Genomic DNA, 18,595 nt, shown 5'->3' with positions numbered 1-18,595 from the left:
AGAGACGCGGTTTTTTGGACAGAATAAAGCAAAGTGATAGATTAGCCATCAGAGTTAATGCTGAAAATACGATGCAGCTTCCTGATGACATTGCAAAGATCCTTAGCGGACCGCACCGGGAAACACATTATTATTTGGTTATGATGCTCGAGGGCGAAGACAATCAAAGGATCGATATGAAAGATTACACCGTATCGCCGGGGCAGATACTGTTCGTACTGCCGAATCAGATACACTGGTCGGGCAGGCATTCTCCCGGAAGCAGGTTCTTCAACATCGTATTCGACGAGAATTGTCTCGCACTGCTGCCACACACGCACAAATTCCTTTTTAACCCGCTCCATAACCCGCTTATTTCCCTCCCGCATGAGGCTGTCGTGAGGTTAAGATCCATTTTCAGCAATTTGTCGGGCCTTTTAAAAAAACAGGGTAATACCGAAACTGTACTGGCCTATCTGAATGTCCTGCTGACCGAATGTAATTCATTTTATTTTCATGGTTATCATTATAATATGATACAGGATCACAGGTTTGATGTGTACATACAGTTTCAGCAATACGTTGAGCGGGAACTTGGACGTGTTTCTGAGATCACCCTTATCGCTGAAAAATTGGCAATAAGCGTTAACTCCCTCTACCAGATTGTGAAACAGTATGCCGGACTGTCACCCAAGCAGTTTATTATCAACAGGCTTATGTTGGAAGCACAGCGCAAACTGTATAACGGAAATCATTCTACAAAAGCGATCGCTTATGAACTGGGATTTTCTGATCCTGATTATTTTGCAAGGCTTTTCAAAAAAAACCTGGGCAAAAAAATATCCCAGTTTATCAGTGAGATGACAGATTTGTAAGGTATTCGGATAGATTTGTCCAGTTTTAACATATCCGCATTGGTGACCTTTGTATCACAAAACAAGACACTGATATGGAAAAAAATAAGTATCTGTTGAGCCTAACAAAAGCCCAACCGGTCATTTATCCCGGGGATGTGATACATATCCCTGTTGAATCACACGATGAGTTGTTCGGCATCATCAAACGGATCGAAAGCAAAAAACTTTTCAGTACAGAAGAAGATGCAGCAGCATTTGCCATTACCGTGAAGATCTTTACAGAATTCATTGTGAGAGATAGGAAAACCCCTTTATTCAGGGATTTCCTGCCGCATATGAAAAAGTTTCTGCAGGAACTGAAATCTTTGGTTTCCCAACCTGCCAATAATCCCGCAACTCCTGCCGGACCTTCGGCTGAACGTTTACCCAGATCATAAAAATCAACAAATTTCTCAGGGACATGCCCGTCACAAAATTCATCGGGTATGGCTGAGAGCATTCCATAACTGCAATCATCAAACTAATGACAAATACAGCAAATCAATATCAAGACAAAAAACACCTGGTCATCGTAGGCGGCGGATACGCCGGTTTCTGGAGCGCTTTAAGTGCTGTCAGACAAAGCCGGGAGCTAAATAAAGCCTCCGATCTGGAGATCACGCTGATCAATTCCGATAATTACTTTACCATGCGCCCCAGATTGTACGAGGTGTCACTCGAAGGTACCCGCGTTGAGCTGGATAGGTATCTGAAGCCCTTACAGGTCAACCAGATCCAGGGAAGAACGGAAAGCATCAACGCAGAAAATAACGAACTTTCTGTCTTTACCGCTAATGGTATCCTCAACATTCCTTATGACTATCTTATTCTTGCTACGGGAAGTTCGCTAAAAGCAGTTAATCTGCCCGGAATCAGCCATACCTTCAACAATGATACTTTTAACGGTGCAAAGCACCTGGAGGATCATATGATAAAGCTCGCCCAGAACAATTTCGAGAATGAAGGAGATACGACCTTTGTAGTCGCCGGCGGAGGCTTTACCGGCTTGGAGACGGTAACAGCAATCGAAGAAAAGGCGAAGCTGCTACAGGAAAAACTTTCAGCCACTGTAGCATCTTTCAGAATAGTTATGGTAGAAAAGTCTGACAAAGTAGCTTCCTTTTATTCCTCAGACAGTCAGAAGTATATCGTAGAAACCCTAAAAGCCAAAAATATAGAGGTGATTACTAATGCCGCCGTTGTCGGCATAGAGCCGGATGCTGTTACACTGAGCAATGGCGAGCGAATACCGACAAGCACGGTAATATGGACAGCCGGCCTGACCGCAAGCCCGCTGACCTCCTGTTTTAAAGGAAGCAAAGATCACCTTAACCGCCTCAGTGTCGATCAGCACCTTAAGCTGCCGGGCTATGATAATGTGATCATCGCCGGAGATGTCGCTAACGTGACCGTATCAGAAGGCCGTTCAGCGGTTATGTCCTGTCAGTTCTCACAATTCCAGGGCAGATGGGCGGGGCACAACGCAGTAAATGATCTTTTTAATGCGCCGCTGAAACCCTATCAGCAGACCGGATACAATACCTGTCTTGACCTTGGTTCCGGTCACGCGATCGTGACTGACGGCTGGACCAGAGATCTGCGCCATAAAGGTGAAGAAGCAAAGAAGCATAAATTTTGGATCTCAAATGACCTGATCTATCCACCAAAAGATATCGAGCAGGCTGTTGCGGCGTCATTCCCGAAAATACCGCAGCTCTGACAGCACCATCCGGTAACTCAAGCCTTTCATTTTGAAAGGCTTTTTTTACTCCCCTCCCACAGCTAACCAGGATGTCACGGAATTGCCACAGTTAAAATCAATAGAATAATAAAATACCTTTTTATCTTTTATTATATATTTTTGCGCTATAAAATTCATTCACAAACAACTTTATAATTATGATAACAGACGCGCAAAAAGACCTTGTGAGGGGCACCGTACCAATTCTAAAAGAACATGGCGTTACACTTACCAAATACTTTTACAGCAGGATGTTCTCCCACCATCCGGAACTCAGAAATGTTTTCAATATGGGTAATCAGCAAAATGCGAAGCAGCAAACGGCATTGGCTATGGCTGTATTAGCCTATGCGGAGCACATTGAGAACCCAACAGTACTGCTGCCCGTACTGGATGCGATCGGCCAAAAACACACAAGCCTGAGTATACGGCCTGAACACTACCGTATCGTCGGGAAACATCTTATCGCCTCTATCCGGGAGGTCCTGGGCGATCTTGCGTCAGATGAACTGATTGACGCGTGGACAGTGGCTTACGGACAGCTTGCCGAACTGATGGCGAACCACGAAGGGCAGATCTATCAAAAACTTGCCGATACCGAGGGTGGTTGGACCGGATGGCGTCCGTTTGCCGTTAGGAAAAAAGAAGCTGAATCGGATGAGATCACTTCTTTCTATTTATATCCGGTTGACGGCGGTAAGATCGCTGACTTTAAACCGGGGCAGTTTATCAGTGTCAGGATATTTGTGCCGCAGCTGAATCTGTTCCAGCCGAGGCAATACAGTATTTCCTGCGCACCGAACGGAGCCTACTACCGGATTTCTGTTAAGCGGGAATTTGGGGGCGAATTAAATTTCAACGGCATGGTAAGCAACAGGTTGCATGACTTCATAAATACCGGCGATATCATCGATGTTTCTGCCCCTGCAGGAAATTTTGTTCTTTCAGCTTCAGAAAACCCGGTTGTCTTTATCAGTGGCGGCGTAGGCCAAACTCCGTTGATCAGTATGATGGAAGATTTGATCGCATCTGGCAGTGATCGTCCGAAGGCCTGGATACATGGCTGCCGGGGCCGGAACCTTCATGCCTTTCACCATGATTTGGCGGCCTGGAAAACAGACGCAGATTTCGAACGGCATATTTTCTACGACGTCGTTGACGCAGGTGCAGATCCGGGATCTGTTCGCCAGGGCTGGGTAGATCTTCAGCATATTGACAGAAGGAACTTTGCGCCGAACAGCGAATATTACATCTGCGGACCGGCATCGTTCATCACGAAGCATTACAATGATCTTATTGCTGCAGGGGTCGACAGGTCATTCATCTTCTTCGAAGAGTTCGGGCCGCAGACTATACAGCTGAACTGATAAATTATCCGGAAGTTATTGGATCAGAGAAAGCTTCGCAGAGACCCTGCGAAGCTTTCCTGCTTTGATAAAAACAAGTTACCTTATGAACGTAAATGTTTTAATTTTTATAATAAATTATTGAATGATCCATTTAAGTCACCTGCCTGAAGAATTTCTTTTTCTTAAAGTATAACCGCAACCAGGCTTCATTAAAACCGCCGGATTATTCGGTATCGGGCATGAGTTTGCGGGCTAACCTTAATTCATTTAGCGCAAAAAAAGGAGCGAAGATTTTCTCCGCCCCTTTTCACCTGTGATGAATGGATATTATGCTGACTGTCCGCTGATCCAGTCTGCAAAAGTGATACCTCCAAGTTTTGCACCGTTATCAGGTACCAGCGCTGACTGGGGAACTGCTATACCGATGTACTCGCACCTGTCATTCGGTACCAGCACACGAGAGTCTTGCCTGGCTGAAAGATAATCTTCTACGAATGCGCTCATCCCCTTACGTTCCGGTCCCGCAATATCCACTATACTGTTTAACGGAGATTGTACTGACAGGCCTGTAACGAAGCCTGCAACGTCTTCAGCTGCTATGGGCTGGAAATCCAATGTTGAAACATGGACACGGTTTTCCTGTGTTGCGATATCTGCGATCACAGGTACAAATTCATGGAACTGGGCACTTCTGATTATCGTGTACGGAACACCCGATCCTTTGACAAGGCCTTCCTGCACTTTTTTTGCCTTCATATAGCCTATATTCTGCATGAGATCGGTTCCCACTATCGACAAAATAACATAGTGTTTAATGCCTGCTGCTTTCGCTGCCCCAACCAGGTTGTTACCGGTTCTGGTAAAAAATTCGACAGCAGGACCTTCTTCAAATGAAGGAGAATTGATCAGGTCTATGAGCACGTCCGTTTCTTTCAAAGCCTCTTCCAGGCCGGCGCCTGTCAGTGCATTAATTCCTTTTGATGAAGAACCTGCGACAACGCTGTGGCCAAGAGATTGCAGTTTTTGAGCGACTTTTGATCCGATCAGGCCGGTTGCTCCTATAATTAAGATTTTCATAAATTTATAATTAAGCTTTTTGATGTATGATATTCAGAATATTCTGAGAATTATTTATTTACTATGCTTTTCGGGTACAAGGAACGGTTTACCTGCATCCCCTATAAATATGGCAAGCAGCCTGGCAGGTTTATCAGCGCTGACATTGCGTGTGCCGTTGTGCAGGCCATCCGGTTCTTCGTAGAAAGTATCGCCTGCTTTGTAACGGTATACCTTTCCCTCAAATGTCGATTCCAGTTCACCTTCCAGTACATAACCGAAAGTCGGGATCGGATGACGGTGCCCTGAAGATGCCTCACCAGGAGCAAACGTCACGACAACCATCTTAAACTCCTGATTTTTTAATGATGGGGTATTGAGCAGTTTCGAGAAGATAACTTTTGGAGGCGTGGCGGTTACTTCTTCATGAGCAGGATTATGCTGAGCGCGGGCGATACCTGTAAATAATGATGCTGTAATAAAAGTCAGCAGTGCTATCTTTTTCATATTATAATGTTTAAGGCAAGGCTTTATTGCCATTGTCGATACAAATGTACCCCGGGCTGTGGACCATATCATGGACCAGCAATGACACATCGAAGGGACCAGAAAATTTCGAGAATGTTAAATGCAAGTGACAAGCGCACCAACACCGCCGAAGGCCAGGCAAGTGAGGCTTTATTAAAAGAATAAAACTATAGTATTTTGTATTTCAGGAAGATAAGAAACGATTCCCTGTTATGATAGAAGCTGATAAAGAATATCCGTTACACGTATAATTTCTCCTTCTATGAGCGAAGCAAAACCCAGCCTGATGGAATTATTATGAGGCGATGCCGGGTTAAAGCAAGCATTCCCGATCAGGTGCAAACCCTGTTCTGCGGCTTTCCGGATCAATTGCTTCAGGTCATACTTCTCATGAAATTTCACCCACAAGGCAAGGCCTCCCTGCGGGATGCTGAAGGAAACTTTGCCTCCCAGTTTTTCTCTGAGCAGCTGTGCCATCAGCACACAGCGTGAGGCATATATCCTGTTGACGTTCTGGATATGCCGGTCCAAAGCCCCGGACATGATCATTTGAGCAAGCACGTATTCGTTAAAAACGTCTCCCTTCAGGTCGAAAAGGCGTTTCAGGTGAAGCGCCCGCTGTATGAGCTTAGGTGCCGAGATCATAAACCCTAAGCGCACGCTGGGGCCAAGCAGTTTGCTGTAAGAACCTACGTATATGATTTTACCGTTATGACAGCTTGTTGAAAGCGGCAGTATCGGACGGTTACTATGATGATAGTCATAATCGTAATCGTCCTCGATCACCCAAAAATCATATCTGGACATCAGCTGAAGGAGCTTCAGCCTCCTTTCCGAACTCATGGTGACCGTTGTGGGATGATGATGGTGCGGAGCAACGTAGAGCATTTTTATCTGCTTCTCCTCAAGTATCTTTTCAAACTCTTCTATGATCATTCCGTCTTCGTCCACTCCTATCCGGTTGATGACAGCCCCCGCATTCAAAAAGGCCTCATCCGCGAAAACATAGTTTGGTTCAGTGGCCACCACTTCATCCCCCCTGCCTACCAAAAGCGTTATAGCAAGGTAAATGGCCATCTGCCCGCCCCTGGTGATGAGTACATTCTCCTCGGCCACATTCAGTCCCCTGGAACTGTTAAGGAAAGAAGCCGTCGCATTTTTTAGCGACGGATGCCCTCCCTGGTCGAGAAAATATGTTGCTCTGTTAAGCGCTTTGTTATCCAGATGCTTGCGGTATTCCCTCTGCATATCATTATGCGGTGTAAGCCGGTAATCAGGCAGTCCGTCCGTCACCAGGAGTTCATAATCCGGTATCCTGCGCTTGCTTAGTTTCGGGATCTCATCTTTTTCGATAAAGACAGGCTGCTGGCGGTCCGTCTGCTCAAATTTATTGACCGGATGAAAAGAGCGGGGTTTGATCAGCGGGAGATTGGCCTTTACCCGAAACCCCTGCCTCGGCACAGACTCGATCCACTCCTGATCAAGCAGGTCTTCATAAGCTTTGTTGATCGTTTTACGGTTAACGCCGATCAGCCCGGCCAGTATCCGGGTAGCAGGCAATAAAGCGCCGGGCACAACCACCCCATCACGGATCAGCCTGATGATCTGATCGCTGATCTGCGCAGCAATGCTGACCTGAGAATTGCGGTCGGTGACGATTAGGTTGTTAAAAGGCAGCATTATTTTGATTATTCGGCGTTCGCTTTACCGGCGGCGTAGCCCGTATTAAACTATTTTTCCTTCGTATCTGTAAATACCGATCCAGTGATGTGATCCCATAGCGGTGAACTCACGCCATACCCCTTTTCCGGTTCCTGATAATGATGACGCATATGATGGTGTTTGATCTTCTTAAAGATGCCGCTTTTAAAGTTAAAATGATGCATAGCGTAATGGCCGATATCATAAATAAGATATCCAATTAGGAAAGTACCGAAGAAAAATCAGAAATACCGGTCCGGAATACAGGCTTTGAAAAGATAAAAGAAAGCGATCGCAAGAGGAATACTCAGCGAAGGAGGCATTACCAGCCTCAACCTGTCACTCGGATAGTCATGATGAACACCGTGGATAATGAAATGCAGCCTTCTGCCGATAGTGCCGGGGAGTTCGAAATGAAATACATACCTGTGCATCACATATTCAACGGCGGTCCATACCAGCATACCTGCGAGAAAATCTGCCGGATATTCCCATAAAGCCATACCGGTAAGCGAAGACCTGTAAAAGCAATAAATAATTACGGGTATAAACAGATAAAGCGGGACAGTAAAATGCACTTTTGACAGTGCTTCAAAAAAATCACTTTTGAACATCCGGACTGAATCCTGGGAATTTGATACGAATTTTCTTTTGCCTGCTGCCATAGAATTTATGTATAAAAATTGACAATAAAGGGTATAATGTAATGTAAAAATTAAAGCGGGCGTTCCGGCCGCGAATCGCTAACCTAACAAATCGATCAAAGCCACTGACATAAAAACTAACCGGTTTCGCTATGAACACGGGCCGGATACACGCTTTATTTTTTCAGGCCAAGGAATTATCTTCCTTTCAAAATGCTGTCGATACTCCATTTCGGATCTTCAGTGCAAGTAAGGAGTAAAGCAGCGCCGGCAAATACAAATACCGGGTATTTAAACGGAGCAAGAATGCCTTCTGAAATGACCATACTGAACGCAAAAAGCAAAGTCAGTACAGCACTGCCAAACGCATTCGCTTTTATCCTGAAGCCAAGTATGAGGCAAACACCGAATATGACCTCGGCGACCGTTGCGATCAATGCCGCAAAATTACTGATGTTCTCCGGCAGGAAAGACATGATCACATGCGCGTAGCCTGTGAAATGTTTCCAGTCTCCCCAGTTAACACCCGAACCCGGCGCACCCATGAATCCCAATCTGTCTGCAACAGGTAAAAGAAAACCAATACCAAGAGCGAGCCTGGCTATTAACTGGGGTAGCGCATTTGCTTGTGATTTCATATTATTTTTTTAACAAAATTACGCCTGAAAAGCCTCATTAAATGGTCCAGCGGGTCCAGGTAGAGGGGGCCAGAAAATTATCGTTATACATTGCTGCCGCACGCACCGGCTGCGAGGGGCCAGGTTATTTTTTCAGCGATGTCATGCCGTTGAGCAGGTCTTCGTTGAATGATTTGATAGATGTTCCGTTAATGAGCTTAGTAAGGTCGTTCCTTATGGCTTTGAATTCATGATGAAGCGGACAGGGGTTTTTCTCAGAACATTGCTTCAGGCCAAGTGCACACCCTTTGAAGATCTGGACGCCGTCGATTGCTTCGACCACATCACTTAGCGGCCTGGACAAATCTTCCTCTGTCATATAGAAACCGCCGTTCGGGCCTTTAGCTGAGTGAATTATCCCCCTTCGGCTCAGGTCCTGCAGAATCTTGGCGAGAAAATGGGCAGGTGAATCGATACCCTCTGAGATGTCTTTAATTCCCACTCTGGTCCCCTCAGGGGTCCGGTGGGCGATAAAAAAAACCGCACGCATCGCATATTCGCAAGTCCTTGAGAAAACGCCCATATCTTTAATGCAAAGCTAAATCTTTATTAAAGATATAAAACTCTTTAATTGTCATCTTTACAAGCAGCTGTCCCGGGAATTGCCCTCCCTTTGAGGATAAGCCCGAACAGATCATGCAACAGGTTTTGCAAAATGGTTACAGGCCAGTATGTAACCCTGATTCAGATATAGCCTGTGGGCCGGATGCAGTGCATAACCGCTGTCAAGGTGAATGCTCTGTACCTGCTGCTCTCGCGCCTCAGATTCTATAAAACCAAGAAGTGCTGCCGCGCAACCTTTCTTCCGGCTTTCCGGTGCAGTATACAGATCGTCAATATAAATGATCTTCCCCGTCCTCAACATCTCGTACTTTCTGTACCCGGCAAATCCCATTGCACTGTTGGTATCTTCATCCACGGCATATACTATTTTATATCCTCCCTCCCTGATCATTCTTATTACCTGAACTGCCAAATTTCCCGCGTCCAGATGAGGCCTGAAGTCAAGGATAAGATTCCTGCACTTTTCAATATCCTCCGCTGACTCTACTTTTTTACACAACATATGTCTTCAATTAAAATTTCAGACAAAGTTATTCCGGTAACAATCGTTGATGTGGGCCAGTTTATCCGGAAACGGGGGACCAAAGCCGATCCTGCTTTCTTCGGTTCGGAAACAAGATCAGTGTATCACCGCATTTGTGAAGATACCGTTAGCGATCAGCACCCCCTTCTGGCCGTTGAAGGTATCTATGGTGTGGATATACTTAAAACAGCGGTCGACATGATCGTAGCCCTGGTCGACAACGAGGATCTGCACTGCGCTGGCGGCAAAATCCTCATTGTTCTGAATGCATAACAAACGATTGGTCTGCATCATAAAATCCTGGTCGTAACCTTTTGAATGCAGCTCGATCACTCTGCGTGTAATTGCGCTATTCAGTTTCCTGTGGCTCTTTGATGAAATATTCATAACGGATTGATTTACAGTTTATCATATTATCGAATTCGATCAACCAAACCATTAAAATATCATGCCACTTACACAAAGAACTAATAATCAATCTATTAAATAATATCAATAAGTATATCGACGTTCTTTCGTCATACCATGGCAGTCGAACGGCGAAATATCGTACCCGAAGTGTTCAAAATCCCCCTTCGATAAAGGGTGTGTATTATACCGCCCGCCCCCGATGATGACTGCTTAAAGAGAGTGATCCTGATAATCTTAATTTATCTGTGCTACAGCATTACTCTTTTTGAGAACGGACGCGAGTATCCACACGATGCCGGCAATGATCATGATGGATCCTGCGATGATCGAAAGCTGCATAAATACAGCACGTACTGTCAATAACTGCGCCTGAGTACCGATTAACCTGCTTAAGGCACCATTGGCCAGTACGGCCGCCTGCTCGGGTACGTAGCCTTTGGAAAGGTATAATTGTTTAAAACTGTCCAGCCGCTCTGCCGTCTGTTGGTCGGTGCCGGTGATATGGATGAGGAAAGATTCCTTGTAGATCTGGTTATAATACAACTGCAGATTATAAAAACCCGCGCTTGCATTTAATAAAGCGGTAAATCTTGCATATGCTCCGATAACCAGTCCGGTGTACCCCGCGGCGGGCGTTGCCGCCCTGATAATGAAAACCACGATCGGTACAAGCATCATTCCGGATGCGGCTCCCTGCAGGAATATCGGAACAATCAGATCCTCAAAGGCAAGATCAGGCGTAATTAATAAATAAACCCAAAGGTGATATACCAGCAAAAGCGCAAAACCAATGAAAAGAAAACCGGGAAAAAAGCCTGGCTTACGAAATAAAAGAGCGGTGGAAAGTATCATAAACAGGATGATGCCTGCAAGATTGAACAGCCCGAGTTCCATGGTCTGCGCCGGGCTCCACTGCAGCACAACGCCGGTGTAACCGAACAAGAGATTTATGCTTTCTTTCATTCCGTAGTAAACTGCAAGCAGTAATAACCCGAGCCATATCTTAGGATTTAAAAGCGTCCGGACCTGGATTAGCGGACGCTTTATCGAATATTCTCTCAAAATATATAAAAACACCGATACAACAGTGATGAGAATTGACAGACGGATACGATGATCGGTAAGCCAGTAAAATTTGGAACCGTAAATAATGGTGTATGCGAAAGCCACTGCTGCAGTCACAAAAAATACCGCTCCGACCCAGTCGATCTGCCAGAGCGGATAAGGATGCCTGTCTGTCCGGCTTTTGAAACCTGTCATGATGATCACAAGCGAAATGAGCAGGAACAATATGATGTAATAATACAGTTGCTGGAAATCTGCAGTGAGCGAAACATTCGAGGCGACCATACCGATGATCACCGTATTAGCAAGTACAGATCCGTATAAAAGCACCGAAGGGATCACCTGCCGGTGCTCAGTTTTGAGATAGGCGGAAACATGCACAAACATACAGGAAGCAATACCGCAAACTACAAGCCCCTGTAGAAAACGGATGACAAAGAACAAAACGAGATCCTGAACGAACAGACAAGCCGCCGCCAGGGCTATTCCGCATGACAGAATGACGATCATATAGTTTCTCGGCTCGAAATAGCGCTGAAACCTGAACTGAACAGGCAGCATTACCAGTATACCCACATAGGTCATCTGAATTGCGAAAGTAACATCTTCCTGCTGAGCGCCGAGGTAAGAGATAACAAAGTTCTGACTGAGTGCGAAGGCACCGAACTGAAAAACAGCAGAAAGCGTAACGAACACCAGCAGGATTCTCACCATCCATGGAGACCGGTGCAGCCAATTTCTGAGATATACGGGCGGATTCATATTCCTTTATTTTCAACTGCGACGAGAACATTCATACCTGCTTTTACTGCTGTGATATCCTTATCTGTAAATCTGATCTTTACAGGGATTCGCTGCACCACTTTCACAAAATTCCCGGTTGCGTTATCCGGGGGGAGCAGCGAAAACTTTGCACCGGTGGAAGCTGATATTGCTTCTATCCTGCCCCGGTAAACCACATTATCAATCGCATCAACCCTTATCTCGACAGACTGCCCGATATACATACCGTTCACCTGTGTTTCCTTGAAATTGGCGGTGATCCACTTGTCTCTTTCATTGACGATTGATACGAGCGGCTGCCCCGGCTGGATCTGCTGTCCCTCCTGGATCGACTTTCTGCCCATGCGGCCGCTGTAAGGGGCCCTGATTACCGTATAGCCCAGGTTGATCCTTGCAAGTTCAAGTAATGCATTTTTTCTTTTAAGGTCCGCCGCAAGCAGCGCCCGGCGTGTTTTCAGTTCGGCAATTTTTGCATAACTGGCCTGCAAATTATTCAGGGCGCCGCTGTAATCACTTCTGGAAACATCATAGCGGGACTGAACCGCATCAAGATCTGAACCTGTAACAGCTTCTTCACGCATCAGGTTTTTATAACGTCTGATATCCGACTGCTGCAGTACCAACCTTGCCTTAGCCCCTTCTGCCTGATCTTTATTGACCTTTGAAGCGGCCTGGAGGCTGGTGATACCTGCGTTCAGTACGTTTACCTGCGCAATTGCATCGTCAACCGCCGCTTCCGCTTCCAGTACACGCTGACGGTACTCCCGATCATCCAGTGTAACCAGTGTATCCCCTTCTTTTACAGGCTCGTGTTCCCCAAAGCGTACAGACCGGATATACCCCCCAACCCTTGCGGAAACGGGATTGATATAGGATTCTACCTGTGCATCATTTGTTTCCTGGTAGCGGCTGCCTTTAAGAAAATAAAAAACAAAGAAACACGCCGCCCCTGCGATGATAACGAGGGCAAAAACAGTGAGGATAATGGTTAGCGGTCGTTTGGCCGGTGATGTAGTCATGATCGATGTAATTAGATGGTGAAAAATTATAATTTACCGGCCGTGTAAAGCATCCGGTAATAGATCAGCTTTGCGTTGATACGGGCCTGTACCAGGTTGTAACGGGTTTCCTGATACAGATTGTCAGCATCAAGAAGATCCGTCAGCAGCGCCAGCTGATTAAGATACTTGGCGTTGACGATCCGGTAGTTAACGAGCGCTTGTTCGATCGATCGTTCTGTGACCGAGATACGATTCAGGGCCTCACGGTATTTGATCAGCAGGGCTGCTGCTTCCTGCCTGACATTGTCAGTTATATTCTGTTGCTGGAAACGGAGTTGTCTCACCCTTATGCGGGCAGCGGCGGCCTTATTTTTATTCTGGTAAACCGATGAAATATTATACTGAACTCTGACCCCCACAAACCCTATCGCATAAGCCTGGTCAACAGGCGGATAAAAGATGGTGTTTGGATAATTTATGCTATATGCGGACAACAGCGATACGGATGGCAGGGAATTACTGCGGATACCCTTCAGGCGGTCTCCAAGGATCAGCAGGTTCTCTTCTGTTTTACGTATTGAAAATGCATTCCCTGTAGTCTGCCCGAGCAGGTCATTAAGTTCCTCCGGGCCTGGCATTGCCGTACCCGAAGAATCCGCAGGTTCAACCTTTACGGTATCCGGAATATTGATAAGCACATTCAGCTTTTGGTTACTGATCACAATATCGTTTTCTGTCTGTTCAAGATTAAGCTTCACAGCTGACAGGTTCAGTTCTGCCCGAAGCAGATCACTTCTGGTAACTTTCTGATTACGGAAAAGAGATGAGATGTTTTTGAGACGCGCCTCTGCCCGGACGACCTGCTCAAGTATAAAATGACGCTGATCGTTCAACCTGACTATATCCAGGTATTGAGCTGCTACCTGCAGGCCGGCCGCTGCACTTTGTTCTTGCGTATTCACCCCCGCGAGGTCCTTTTTGTGGCGCTGCTCAGCGGCCAGTGCCCGTTGCTTTCCGCCGGAATAAAGATTAAAGCTCGCGCTCAGTCCTGCGTCTGCACCATACTGGCTTGGGCGTTTTGGTACACTATGGGCTCCGCCGAGGCCACTTTCAAACAGGGTAAGCTTTGTAAACCGCTGATAGCCGGATGACGCGGTAATTGCCGGCAAAGCATTCATTCTGGCATCATCAAGATCTGCCCGGCTCGCTTCTTCCTCCTGCCCGGCCGCCTTTACCAGGTTATTGTCTGTTTTTCCGAGTGTTATGGCTTCGGCGAGGCTGAGCTTTCTTACTCCAGGCATCGGGGATGGCTGCTGGGCACAAGCCATATTCCATCCTGTAAAAAAAATACCGGCAAGTATCCGTATAAGCCTGTTAAAAAATGGCTTTATCCAAACTGATCTTATCATGTCAGATTATTATTTAGATTTTCTGTTCTGCGCATAAAAATGTGACGGGCTAATGGCTGCTGAGCCGCTTCCGGGTTTTTCTTTAACTGTACCTGATCAGGAAGATCTCGCTCATTCTGTCAAACTTCATTGTTAGCGGGCCATCTGCTTCCAGCATTACCGTATCCCGGTAACTGAGCACCCGTCCGTTTATATTAAGTGTTCCGCTGATCAGAAAGATGACAACGTTACGACGTTCAGCACTGGGCTCAAGCACGTAGACGGATCCCGGGCCGAAGAGGCCACGCCGCATTTCAGTATCCTGCTTCTCCGGGGCAGTAAGCAGGTAAAGCTGTCCTTTTTCACGCTGAAATGAAGCCACCTGGAAATGGAACATACTGTCCCGCTCAGGCATGTGCAGCCATATTTCCAGCAGATCGTCTTCATAAGTATCATCGGTATTGTGCAAAGTTGCCTGCAAGGCCCCTTTACCGGCATTCACCATCAAGGCATCTTCGCTGTGCATCACAACGCGGTTCCCCGCAGTATCAAAATATGTAGCGGTACCACTGATCATTATGCGTATGACCAGCAGCGGGCTTCCCGCGAAGTTCTGTAATTCCTGTCCTCCGGGGACGAGGCTTTTATTGTCAAACCGGACGACCGGCCCCCAACGGTCATCTGCTACCGGATAGACGACAGGAAAGATCATCTGGTGATTCTTGACATTACCCATATCGACGAACTTCCGGTCCTGTTCTCTGATAAATCTCATGATCGTAATTTTAATCTGCCTTGGCTGATTCCTTTATGAATTCAAAATTGCCGCTAAAACACGCGCTAAAAAGGGCTGCATTTCGGTATTTTTCGTCAATATGTCGGTAAACGGGTTTATTGGGAAAGCGACTTCCGGTATTCTGCCGGGGATAAGCCCTGATGTGTCTTAAAAAATTTCCCGAAAACAGACTGGTCTGAAAAGCTGAGACGCTCACTCACTCTTGCTATGCTCAGTGTTCTGTTCTGCAGAAGTACCCTTGCTTCCAGCATAACGGCTTTATTAATCCATTCACCGGCGGTTTTTCCGCTTTGCTTTTTGATGGCTTCGGAGAGATATTTCGGTGTTACATTCAGGTTGCTGGCATAAAAGCCGACAGTCCTGTGCCGCCAGAATTTTTTTGTCAGCAAGTTCCTGAAACGGGTAAAGAGCAGATTGCCTTCATCAGGCTGCTGCCCTGCGCTACGGCTCCGGTGTATCGCATCGATCTCATGAATAAGCAAATACCCGTAACTCCGCATCAGCTGCGGCTCATTGGGATGCATTCTGCCGAAAACACCGCTGACGAGATTGAATATCGACGCCAGCCTGAAAGCTTCCTGTTCATGCAACTGAAGCACATGCCCTTCGTTATCCTCAAAAAACCTGTACCTGTCCAGATAGAAGATGTTCGCCAGCGTTTCCAGGAGAAAATCAGCGGTAAAAAAGAAAAGCTGCATATCCGGGCGTGCATCCGACCTGCGGAAGGACCGCGTAACGTTCGGGCCTATGGTAATGACCGCCGGCCCCGTTATTACGGTCGATGTAAGGTCTGCCTGCAGGTGCATTATTCCCTGCCGCAGCCAGACTACAGAATAAGTCTCCGTCCGGAACGGTTCGTCCGTGTACAGCGGCTCGCAGCCGGTATCAACGAAAAGGTACTGTTTCCTCGGTGCTGCCAGGTCAAAGGCTTTCTGCAGCTTTGAGATCGATAACGTACTTATTTGCTCTAACATGTCAATATCTGTATTACTTGCCGGCCTGCAACTCCGGGTAACAACTGCCCCGTGAAAAAATGCAGTGTTCCGTCGTGTTGTATCCGTTACTTATTCATAATTCTGCAGCCCGAATACCATCTCATTCATTGAGAGTGAAAGGGGCAGCTGGCAGGCCAGCCTGCTCCCGGTGCCTGCATCAGGTAACATTTCCAGCATCGCAGCCTCGTCATCATTCGGTGGCGCTAATTCGCCGGTACCGCTGATGACCTTAACGATACAGGTACCGCAGAGTGCCAGCCCTCCGCATACCCCCTTGATATCGAAACCGTTTGACCGGAGAATATCCATCAGTGAAAGGCGCGCATCGGCACTTGCCTCAACTATTCTCCAGTCTCCGTCCGTATCGTAAGCTTTAAATTCTATTTTCCTTTCAGAATGCATTGATCCCATAGACTGTTGTATATTTAAAATTGATCCGCTGATCAGGATAGATAAACTGGAAAGCGCTTCTGGCCATCAGGGCGGCTTCATGAAAACCGCAAAGTATCAGCTTTAATTTACCCGGATACTGATTAATGTCCCCGATCGCATAGATGCGTTTTTCGCTTGTACTGTAATCCAGAGTGGTCACACTAACGGCATCTTTATCCATATTGAGGCCCCATTCTGCAATAGGCCCCAGTTTTGGCGTCAGCCCGAAAAGCGGAACGAAGTCGTCTGCCGGGATCAGCAGGCTTTCCCCGCCGTAAACTGAAACGCCTACACGTTCAAGCCTTCCCGCACCTGTAAGATGTGTGGCATGCGCCCTGGTGATCAAATCAAGTTTCCCTGCACTTGCTAACTCCTGTATTTTGCCTGCCGTGTCGGGTGCACCGCGGAAGGTGTTCCCCCGGTGAACCAGCGTAACTTTATCAGCTATACCGGTCAGAACGAGTGTCCAGTCCAGTGCCGAATCGCCGCCGCCCACTATGACGACCTGTCTGCCCCGAAACACTTCGGGATCCCTGACGGAATAGGCCACACCTTTTCCTTCATACAGCTGCAGATCCGGGATTGCGGGCTTTCTGGGTTCGAAACAGCCGAGGCCTCCGGCTATAACAACCACCCCTGCGCTGATAACTGTTCCTGCAGAGGTTGTCAGCAAAAAGGTATCATCAGGCTGCTTGTCAACCTGTTCTACGCGCTCACCGAGGGTGAAAGAAGGCCTGAACGGCGCGATCTGTGCCATGAGCTGCCCGATGAGTTGTTCTCCTGTGATCTCCGGATAACCGGGAATATCATATATCGGCTTTCGCGGATAGATCTCCGTCAGTTGTCCGCCGACCTGTGTTAATGCGTCAACCACATGACAGCGCATTTTCAGCAGGCCCGCTTCAAACACCGCAAAAAGCCCGACCGGGCCGGCTCCTATTACACATATATCAGTCGATATCATTTCCAGTTACCTCCGGCCGTCCTTAAAGCAGGGCGTGTTTTTTATCTTTCAGTTGAGACATTCTGTTTTGAAACATACTTGCCATGATCTCCGCCCTCTTTTTTGCCTCTTCTGCCTTATGGCCTTCAAAATGCAGGCCTACCGTTTCGCCGAACAACTCAAGCCAGCGGTAAAAATGCCCGGCCGTGACCGTGAGTTTAGCATGATTTGCGAAAGGATTACCTTTGTAATCAGGGACGCCAAAGAGCACCGTATTCCAGAAAGTATACATCTTAAGCAGGTGCGGTTGCCAGTCAATAATAAATTCCGCGAATACCGGATTAAGGAGTACGTCTTCCCGCACCCTGCTGTAAAAATCATCTACCAGTAATCTGATAGAATCCATGTTTTGTCTATCTGCCATTTTCTATGCTTATTTTATAGTTTAACCGAAAGTGAAGTGATCACAAAAAACACTGTCCATGCAGCAAACAGGATGATCCCTGCAACGATCCACCAGGGTATGCTCCGGGGCGTTTCACTGCCATGTACTAAAAACACTTTTTGATTGCCCTTACTGTAAGCATTGATCATAAGCGGCAACACCCCTTCCACGGTTTCATCCTTACGAATGCCTTCGACGGCAATAGCGGGCCCGTTCCGCACATTAAAAGGTATCAGTCTGATCCCTTCCTTTCCGAGATAGTCTTTACCTACTACCTTCAGAACATGTTCGCCGTCCGTCAGCCGCCGCGTATCGAGTTCGAAAGATACCGGGCAGGGAAACTCTCCGACGGGCTGCGGGTCGTCATCAATGTAGAGGACAACGCTGCTTTTAAATTCCATAATCATCCGATTCGATAAATGTATATTTGATATGGCTCCGATGGTTCTCGTATGGCCTGAACATGCAATTCAGTGCTGCAAAAAGCACATAAAGCGTGACGATGACCATCAGCGCAACGATCAGATAATCCCAGGTGCTTTCCGGCCCTCTGCCGTGGCTGATACCGGTAAAAAAAGATTGTTGCTTTTTACAGGCATCACATCCGAAAGCAGTTCCACTGACTAAAATGACGGGTATGGTAACAATGTATTTTCTCATCATGTAATTGTTTTGATT

General features: G+C 46.8%; 22 protein-coding genes and 1 pseudogene. 5 read left to right on the top strand and 18 right to left on the bottom strand.

All coding sequences use genetic code 11. The features are described from left to right. Positions 1 to 14 precede the first annotated feature (14 nt). From BC343_RS24620 to hmpA, 4 genes are all read left to right on the top strand, one after another. The gene (locus BC343_RS24620) at positions 15 to 854 is read left to right on the top strand and encodes an AraC family transcriptional regulator (protein ID WP_162276936.1); all 840 of its coding nucleotides are present in this window, start codon (positions 15 to 17) and stop codon (positions 852 to 854) included. A 74-nt stretch (positions 855 to 928) separates the two neighbouring features. After that, the gene (locus BC343_RS24615) at positions 929 to 1,273 is read left to right on the top strand and encodes a DUF3861 family protein (protein WP_078350450.1); all 345 of its coding nucleotides are present in this window, start codon (positions 929 to 931) and stop codon (positions 1,271 to 1,273) included. An 86-nt stretch (positions 1,274 to 1,359) separates the two neighbouring features. Next, positions 1,360 to 2,595 (top strand): NAD(P)/FAD-dependent oxidoreductase, encoded by a 1,236-nt coding sequence (locus BC343_RS24610; RefSeq protein WP_078350449.1) that lies wholly within the window; start codon positions 1,360 to 1,362, stop codon positions 2,593 to 2,595. Positions 2,596 to 2,774: 179 nt separating this feature from the next. After that, positions 2,775 to 3,983, top strand: a complete 1,209-nt coding sequence (hmpA, locus tag BC343_RS24605) for an NO-inducible flavohemoprotein (RefSeq protein WP_238381856.1) — start codon at positions 2,775 to 2,777, stop codon at positions 3,981 to 3,983. A gap of 309 nt (positions 3,984 to 4,292) precedes the next feature. On the opposite strand, the gene BC343_RS24600 is transcribed toward hmpA, so the two are convergent. The 8 genes and pseudogenes from BC343_RS24600 to BC343_RS24570 all read right to left on the bottom strand — a co-directional run bounded on the left by BC343_RS24600 (position 4,293) and on the right by BC343_RS24570 (position 9,637). Then, positions 4,293 to 5,042 (bottom strand): SDR family oxidoreductase, encoded by a 750-nt coding sequence (locus BC343_RS24600; protein ID WP_078350448.1) that lies wholly within the window; start codon positions 5,040 to 5,042, stop codon positions 4,293 to 4,295. Between the two features lie 54 nt (positions 5,043 to 5,096). Next, entirely contained in the window at positions 5,097 to 5,528 is a 432-nt protein-coding gene (locus tag BC343_RS24595; RefSeq protein ID WP_162276935.1) for a cupin domain-containing protein, read from the bottom strand. A 231-nt stretch (positions 5,529 to 5,759) separates the two neighbouring features. Further along, positions 5,760 to 7,229, bottom strand: a complete 1,470-nt coding sequence (locus tag BC343_RS24590) for an aminotransferase-like domain-containing protein (protein ID WP_078350446.1) — start codon at positions 7,227 to 7,229, stop codon at positions 5,760 to 5,762. 50 nt (positions 7,230 to 7,279) lie between these two features. Next, positions 7,280 to 7,474 (bottom strand): annotated as a pseudogene (locus BC343_RS31710) (sterol desaturase family protein); the annotation flags it as partial. 18 nt (positions 7,475 to 7,492) lie between these two features. Next, positions 7,493 to 7,915: a sterol desaturase family protein gene (locus BC343_RS31705; protein WP_238381854.1), complete on the bottom strand. Its 423-nt coding sequence runs from the start codon at positions 7,913 to 7,915 to the stop codon at positions 7,493 to 7,495. A 176-nt stretch (positions 7,916 to 8,091) separates the two neighbouring features. Beyond that, positions 8,092 to 8,532, bottom strand: coding sequence for a hypothetical protein (locus tag BC343_RS24580; protein WP_078350445.1), 441 nt, complete (start codon positions 8,530 to 8,532; stop codon positions 8,092 to 8,094). Between the two features lie 124 nt (positions 8,533 to 8,656). After that, positions 8,657 to 9,094 carry an RrF2 family transcriptional regulator gene (locus tag BC343_RS24575; protein WP_078350444.1) on the bottom strand — a complete coding sequence of 146 codons (438 nt, stop codon included), beginning with the start codon at positions 9,092 to 9,094 and terminating at the stop codon, positions 8,657 to 8,659. A gap of 111 nt (positions 9,095 to 9,205) precedes the next feature. Further along, a complete protein-coding gene (locus tag BC343_RS24570) occupies positions 9,206 to 9,637 on the bottom strand; it encodes a GNAT family N-acetyltransferase (RefSeq protein ID WP_078350443.1) in 432 nt (143 codons plus the stop codon). Between BC343_RS24570 and BC343_RS24565 the strand changes: the two genes are divergently transcribed. Continuing rightward, positions 9,638 to 9,931 carry a hypothetical protein gene (locus BC343_RS24565; protein WP_078350442.1) on the top strand — a complete coding sequence of 98 codons (294 nt, stop codon included), beginning with the start codon at positions 9,638 to 9,640 and terminating at the stop codon, positions 9,929 to 9,931. A gap of 372 nt (positions 9,932 to 10,303) precedes the next feature. On the opposite strand, the gene BC343_RS24560 is transcribed toward BC343_RS24565, so the two are convergent. The 10 genes from BC343_RS24560 to BC343_RS24515 form a co-directional block, all read right to left on the bottom strand. Then, the gene (locus BC343_RS24560; RefSeq protein ID WP_078350441.1) at positions 10,304 to 11,848 is read right to left on the bottom strand and encodes an MFS transporter; all 1,545 of its coding nucleotides are present in this window, start codon (positions 11,846 to 11,848) and stop codon (positions 10,304 to 10,306) included. Positions 11,849 to 11,892: 44 nt separating this feature from the next. After that, positions 11,893 to 12,936 (bottom strand): HlyD family secretion protein, encoded by a 1,044-nt coding sequence (locus BC343_RS24555; RefSeq protein ID WP_078350440.1) that lies wholly within the window; start codon positions 12,934 to 12,936, stop codon positions 11,893 to 11,895. 26 nt (positions 12,937 to 12,962) lie between these two features. Continuing rightward, the gene (locus BC343_RS24550; RefSeq protein ID WP_078350439.1) at positions 12,963 to 14,327 is read right to left on the bottom strand and encodes a TolC family protein; all 1,365 of its coding nucleotides are present in this window, start codon (positions 14,325 to 14,327) and stop codon (positions 12,963 to 12,965) included. An 82-nt stretch (positions 14,328 to 14,409) separates the two neighbouring features. Further along, positions 14,410 to 15,081, bottom strand: coding sequence for a pirin family protein (locus BC343_RS24545; RefSeq protein ID WP_078350438.1), 672 nt, complete (start codon positions 15,079 to 15,081; stop codon positions 14,410 to 14,412). A 116-nt stretch (positions 15,082 to 15,197) separates the two neighbouring features. Beyond that, complete coding sequence (locus BC343_RS24540) at positions 15,198 to 16,076, bottom strand: helix-turn-helix domain-containing protein (RefSeq protein WP_078350437.1); 879 nt, start codon at positions 16,074 to 16,076, stop codon at positions 15,198 to 15,200. A 90-nt stretch (positions 16,077 to 16,166) separates the two neighbouring features. Then, entirely contained in the window at positions 16,167 to 16,508 is a 342-nt protein-coding gene (locus BC343_RS24535) for a 2Fe-2S iron-sulfur cluster-binding protein (RefSeq protein ID WP_078350436.1), read from the bottom strand. Next, a complete protein-coding gene (locus tag BC343_RS24530) occupies positions 16,489 to 17,493 on the bottom strand; it encodes an NAD(P)/FAD-dependent oxidoreductase (protein WP_078350435.1) in 1,005 nt (334 codons plus the stop codon). Before BC343_RS24530 ends, BC343_RS24535 begins: the two co-directional genes overlap by 20 nt. A 22-nt stretch (positions 17,494 to 17,515) precedes the next feature. Then, positions 17,516 to 17,896 (bottom strand): group III truncated hemoglobin, encoded by a 381-nt coding sequence (locus BC343_RS24525; RefSeq protein ID WP_078350434.1) that lies wholly within the window; start codon positions 17,894 to 17,896, stop codon positions 17,516 to 17,518. A gap of 14 nt (positions 17,897 to 17,910) precedes the next feature. After that, positions 17,911 to 18,318 carry a cytochrome C gene (locus tag BC343_RS24520; RefSeq protein ID WP_078350433.1) on the bottom strand — a complete coding sequence of 136 codons (408 nt, stop codon included), beginning with the start codon at positions 18,316 to 18,318 and terminating at the stop codon, positions 17,911 to 17,913. After that, positions 18,308 to 18,580 carry a hypothetical protein gene (locus BC343_RS24515; protein WP_143822334.1) on the bottom strand — a complete coding sequence of 91 codons (273 nt, stop codon included), beginning with the start codon at positions 18,578 to 18,580 and terminating at the stop codon, positions 18,308 to 18,310. Before BC343_RS24515 ends, BC343_RS24520 begins: the two co-directional genes overlap by 11 nt. Positions 18,581 to 18,595 lie beyond the last annotated feature (15 nt).

The organism is Mucilaginibacter pedocola (genome assembly GCF_002013915.1).
Taxonomy (GTDB): Bacteria; Bacteroidota; Bacteroidia; order Sphingobacteriales; family Sphingobacteriaceae; genus Mucilaginibacter; species Mucilaginibacter pedocola.
The sequence above is the reverse complement of the archived record's forward strand: the minus strand, read 5'-3'. Positions and strand labels throughout refer to the sequence as shown.

Excerpts from the sequence above, each read along its gene's own strand:
- BC343_RS24525 (WP_078350434.1), bottom strand. The coding sequence starts at position 17,896 with ATGGCAGATAGACAAAACATGGATTCTATCAGATTACTGGTAGATGAT.
- BC343_RS24535 (WP_078350436.1), bottom strand. The coding sequence starts at position 16,508 with ATGGGATCAATGCATTCTGAAAGGAAAATAGAATTTAAAGCTTACGAT.
- BC343_RS24590 (WP_078350446.1), bottom strand. The coding sequence starts at position 7,229 with ATGCTGCCTTTTAACAACCTAATCGTCACCGACCGCAATTCTCAGGTC.
- BC343_RS24540 (WP_078350437.1), bottom strand. The coding sequence starts at position 16,076 with ATGTTAGAGCAAATAAGTACGTTATCGATCTCAAAGCTGCAGAAAGCC.
- BC343_RS24560 (WP_078350441.1), bottom strand. The coding sequence starts at position 11,848 with ATGGTGAGAATCCTGCTGGTGTTCGTTACGCTTTCTGCTGTTTTTCAG.
- BC343_RS24575 (WP_078350444.1), bottom strand. The coding sequence starts at position 9,094 with ATGGGCGTTTTCTCAAGGACTTGCGAATATGCGATGCGTGCGGTTTTT.
- BC343_RS31705 (WP_238381854.1), bottom strand. The coding sequence starts at position 7,915 with ATGGCAGCAGGCAAAAGAAAATTCGTATCAAATTCCCAGGATTCAGTC.
- BC343_RS24570 (WP_078350443.1), bottom strand. The coding sequence starts at position 9,637 with ATGTTGTGTAAAAAAGTAGAGTCAGCGGAGGATATTGAAAAGTGCAGG.
- BC343_RS24565 (WP_078350442.1), top strand. The coding sequence starts at position 9,638 with ATGTCTTCAATTAAAATTTCAGACAAAGTTATTCCGGTAACAATCGTT.
- BC343_RS24610 (WP_078350449.1), top strand. The coding sequence starts at position 1,360 with ATGACAAATACAGCAAATCAATATCAAGACAAAAAACACCTGGTCATC.
- BC343_RS24615 (WP_078350450.1), top strand. The coding sequence starts at position 929 with ATGGAAAAAAATAAGTATCTGTTGAGCCTAACAAAAGCCCAACCGGTC.
- BC343_RS24555 (WP_078350440.1), bottom strand. The coding sequence starts at position 12,936 with ATGACTACATCACCGGCCAAACGACCGCTAACCATTATCCTCACTGTT.
- BC343_RS24580 (WP_078350445.1), bottom strand. The coding sequence starts at position 8,532 with ATGAAATCACAAGCAAATGCGCTACCCCAGTTAATAGCCAGGCTCGCT.
- BC343_RS24545 (WP_078350438.1), bottom strand. The coding sequence starts at position 15,081 with ATGAGATTTATCAGAGAACAGGACCGGAAGTTCGTCGATATGGGTAAT.
- BC343_RS24595 (WP_162276935.1), bottom strand. The coding sequence starts at position 5,528 with ATGAAAAAGATAGCACTGCTGACTTTTATTACAGCATCATTATTTACA.
- BC343_RS24530 (WP_078350435.1), bottom strand. The coding sequence starts at position 17,493 with ATGATATCGACTGATATATGTGTAATAGGAGCCGGCCCGGTCGGGCTT.
- BC343_RS24520 (WP_078350433.1), bottom strand. The coding sequence starts at position 18,318 with ATGGAATTTAAAAGCAGCGTTGTCCTCTACATTGATGACGACCCGCAG.
- BC343_RS24515 (WP_143822334.1), bottom strand. The coding sequence starts at position 18,580 with ATGATGAGAAAATACATTGTTACCATACCCGTCATTTTAGTCAGTGGA.
- hmpA (WP_238381856.1), top strand. The coding sequence starts at position 2,775 with ATGATAACAGACGCGCAAAAAGACCTTGTGAGGGGCACCGTACCAATT.
- BC343_RS24550 (WP_078350439.1), bottom strand. The coding sequence starts at position 14,327 with ATGATAAGATCAGTTTGGATAAAGCCATTTTTTAACAGGCTTATACGG.
- BC343_RS24600 (WP_078350448.1), bottom strand. The coding sequence starts at position 5,042 with ATGAAAATCTTAATTATAGGAGCAACCGGCCTGATCGGATCAAAAGTC.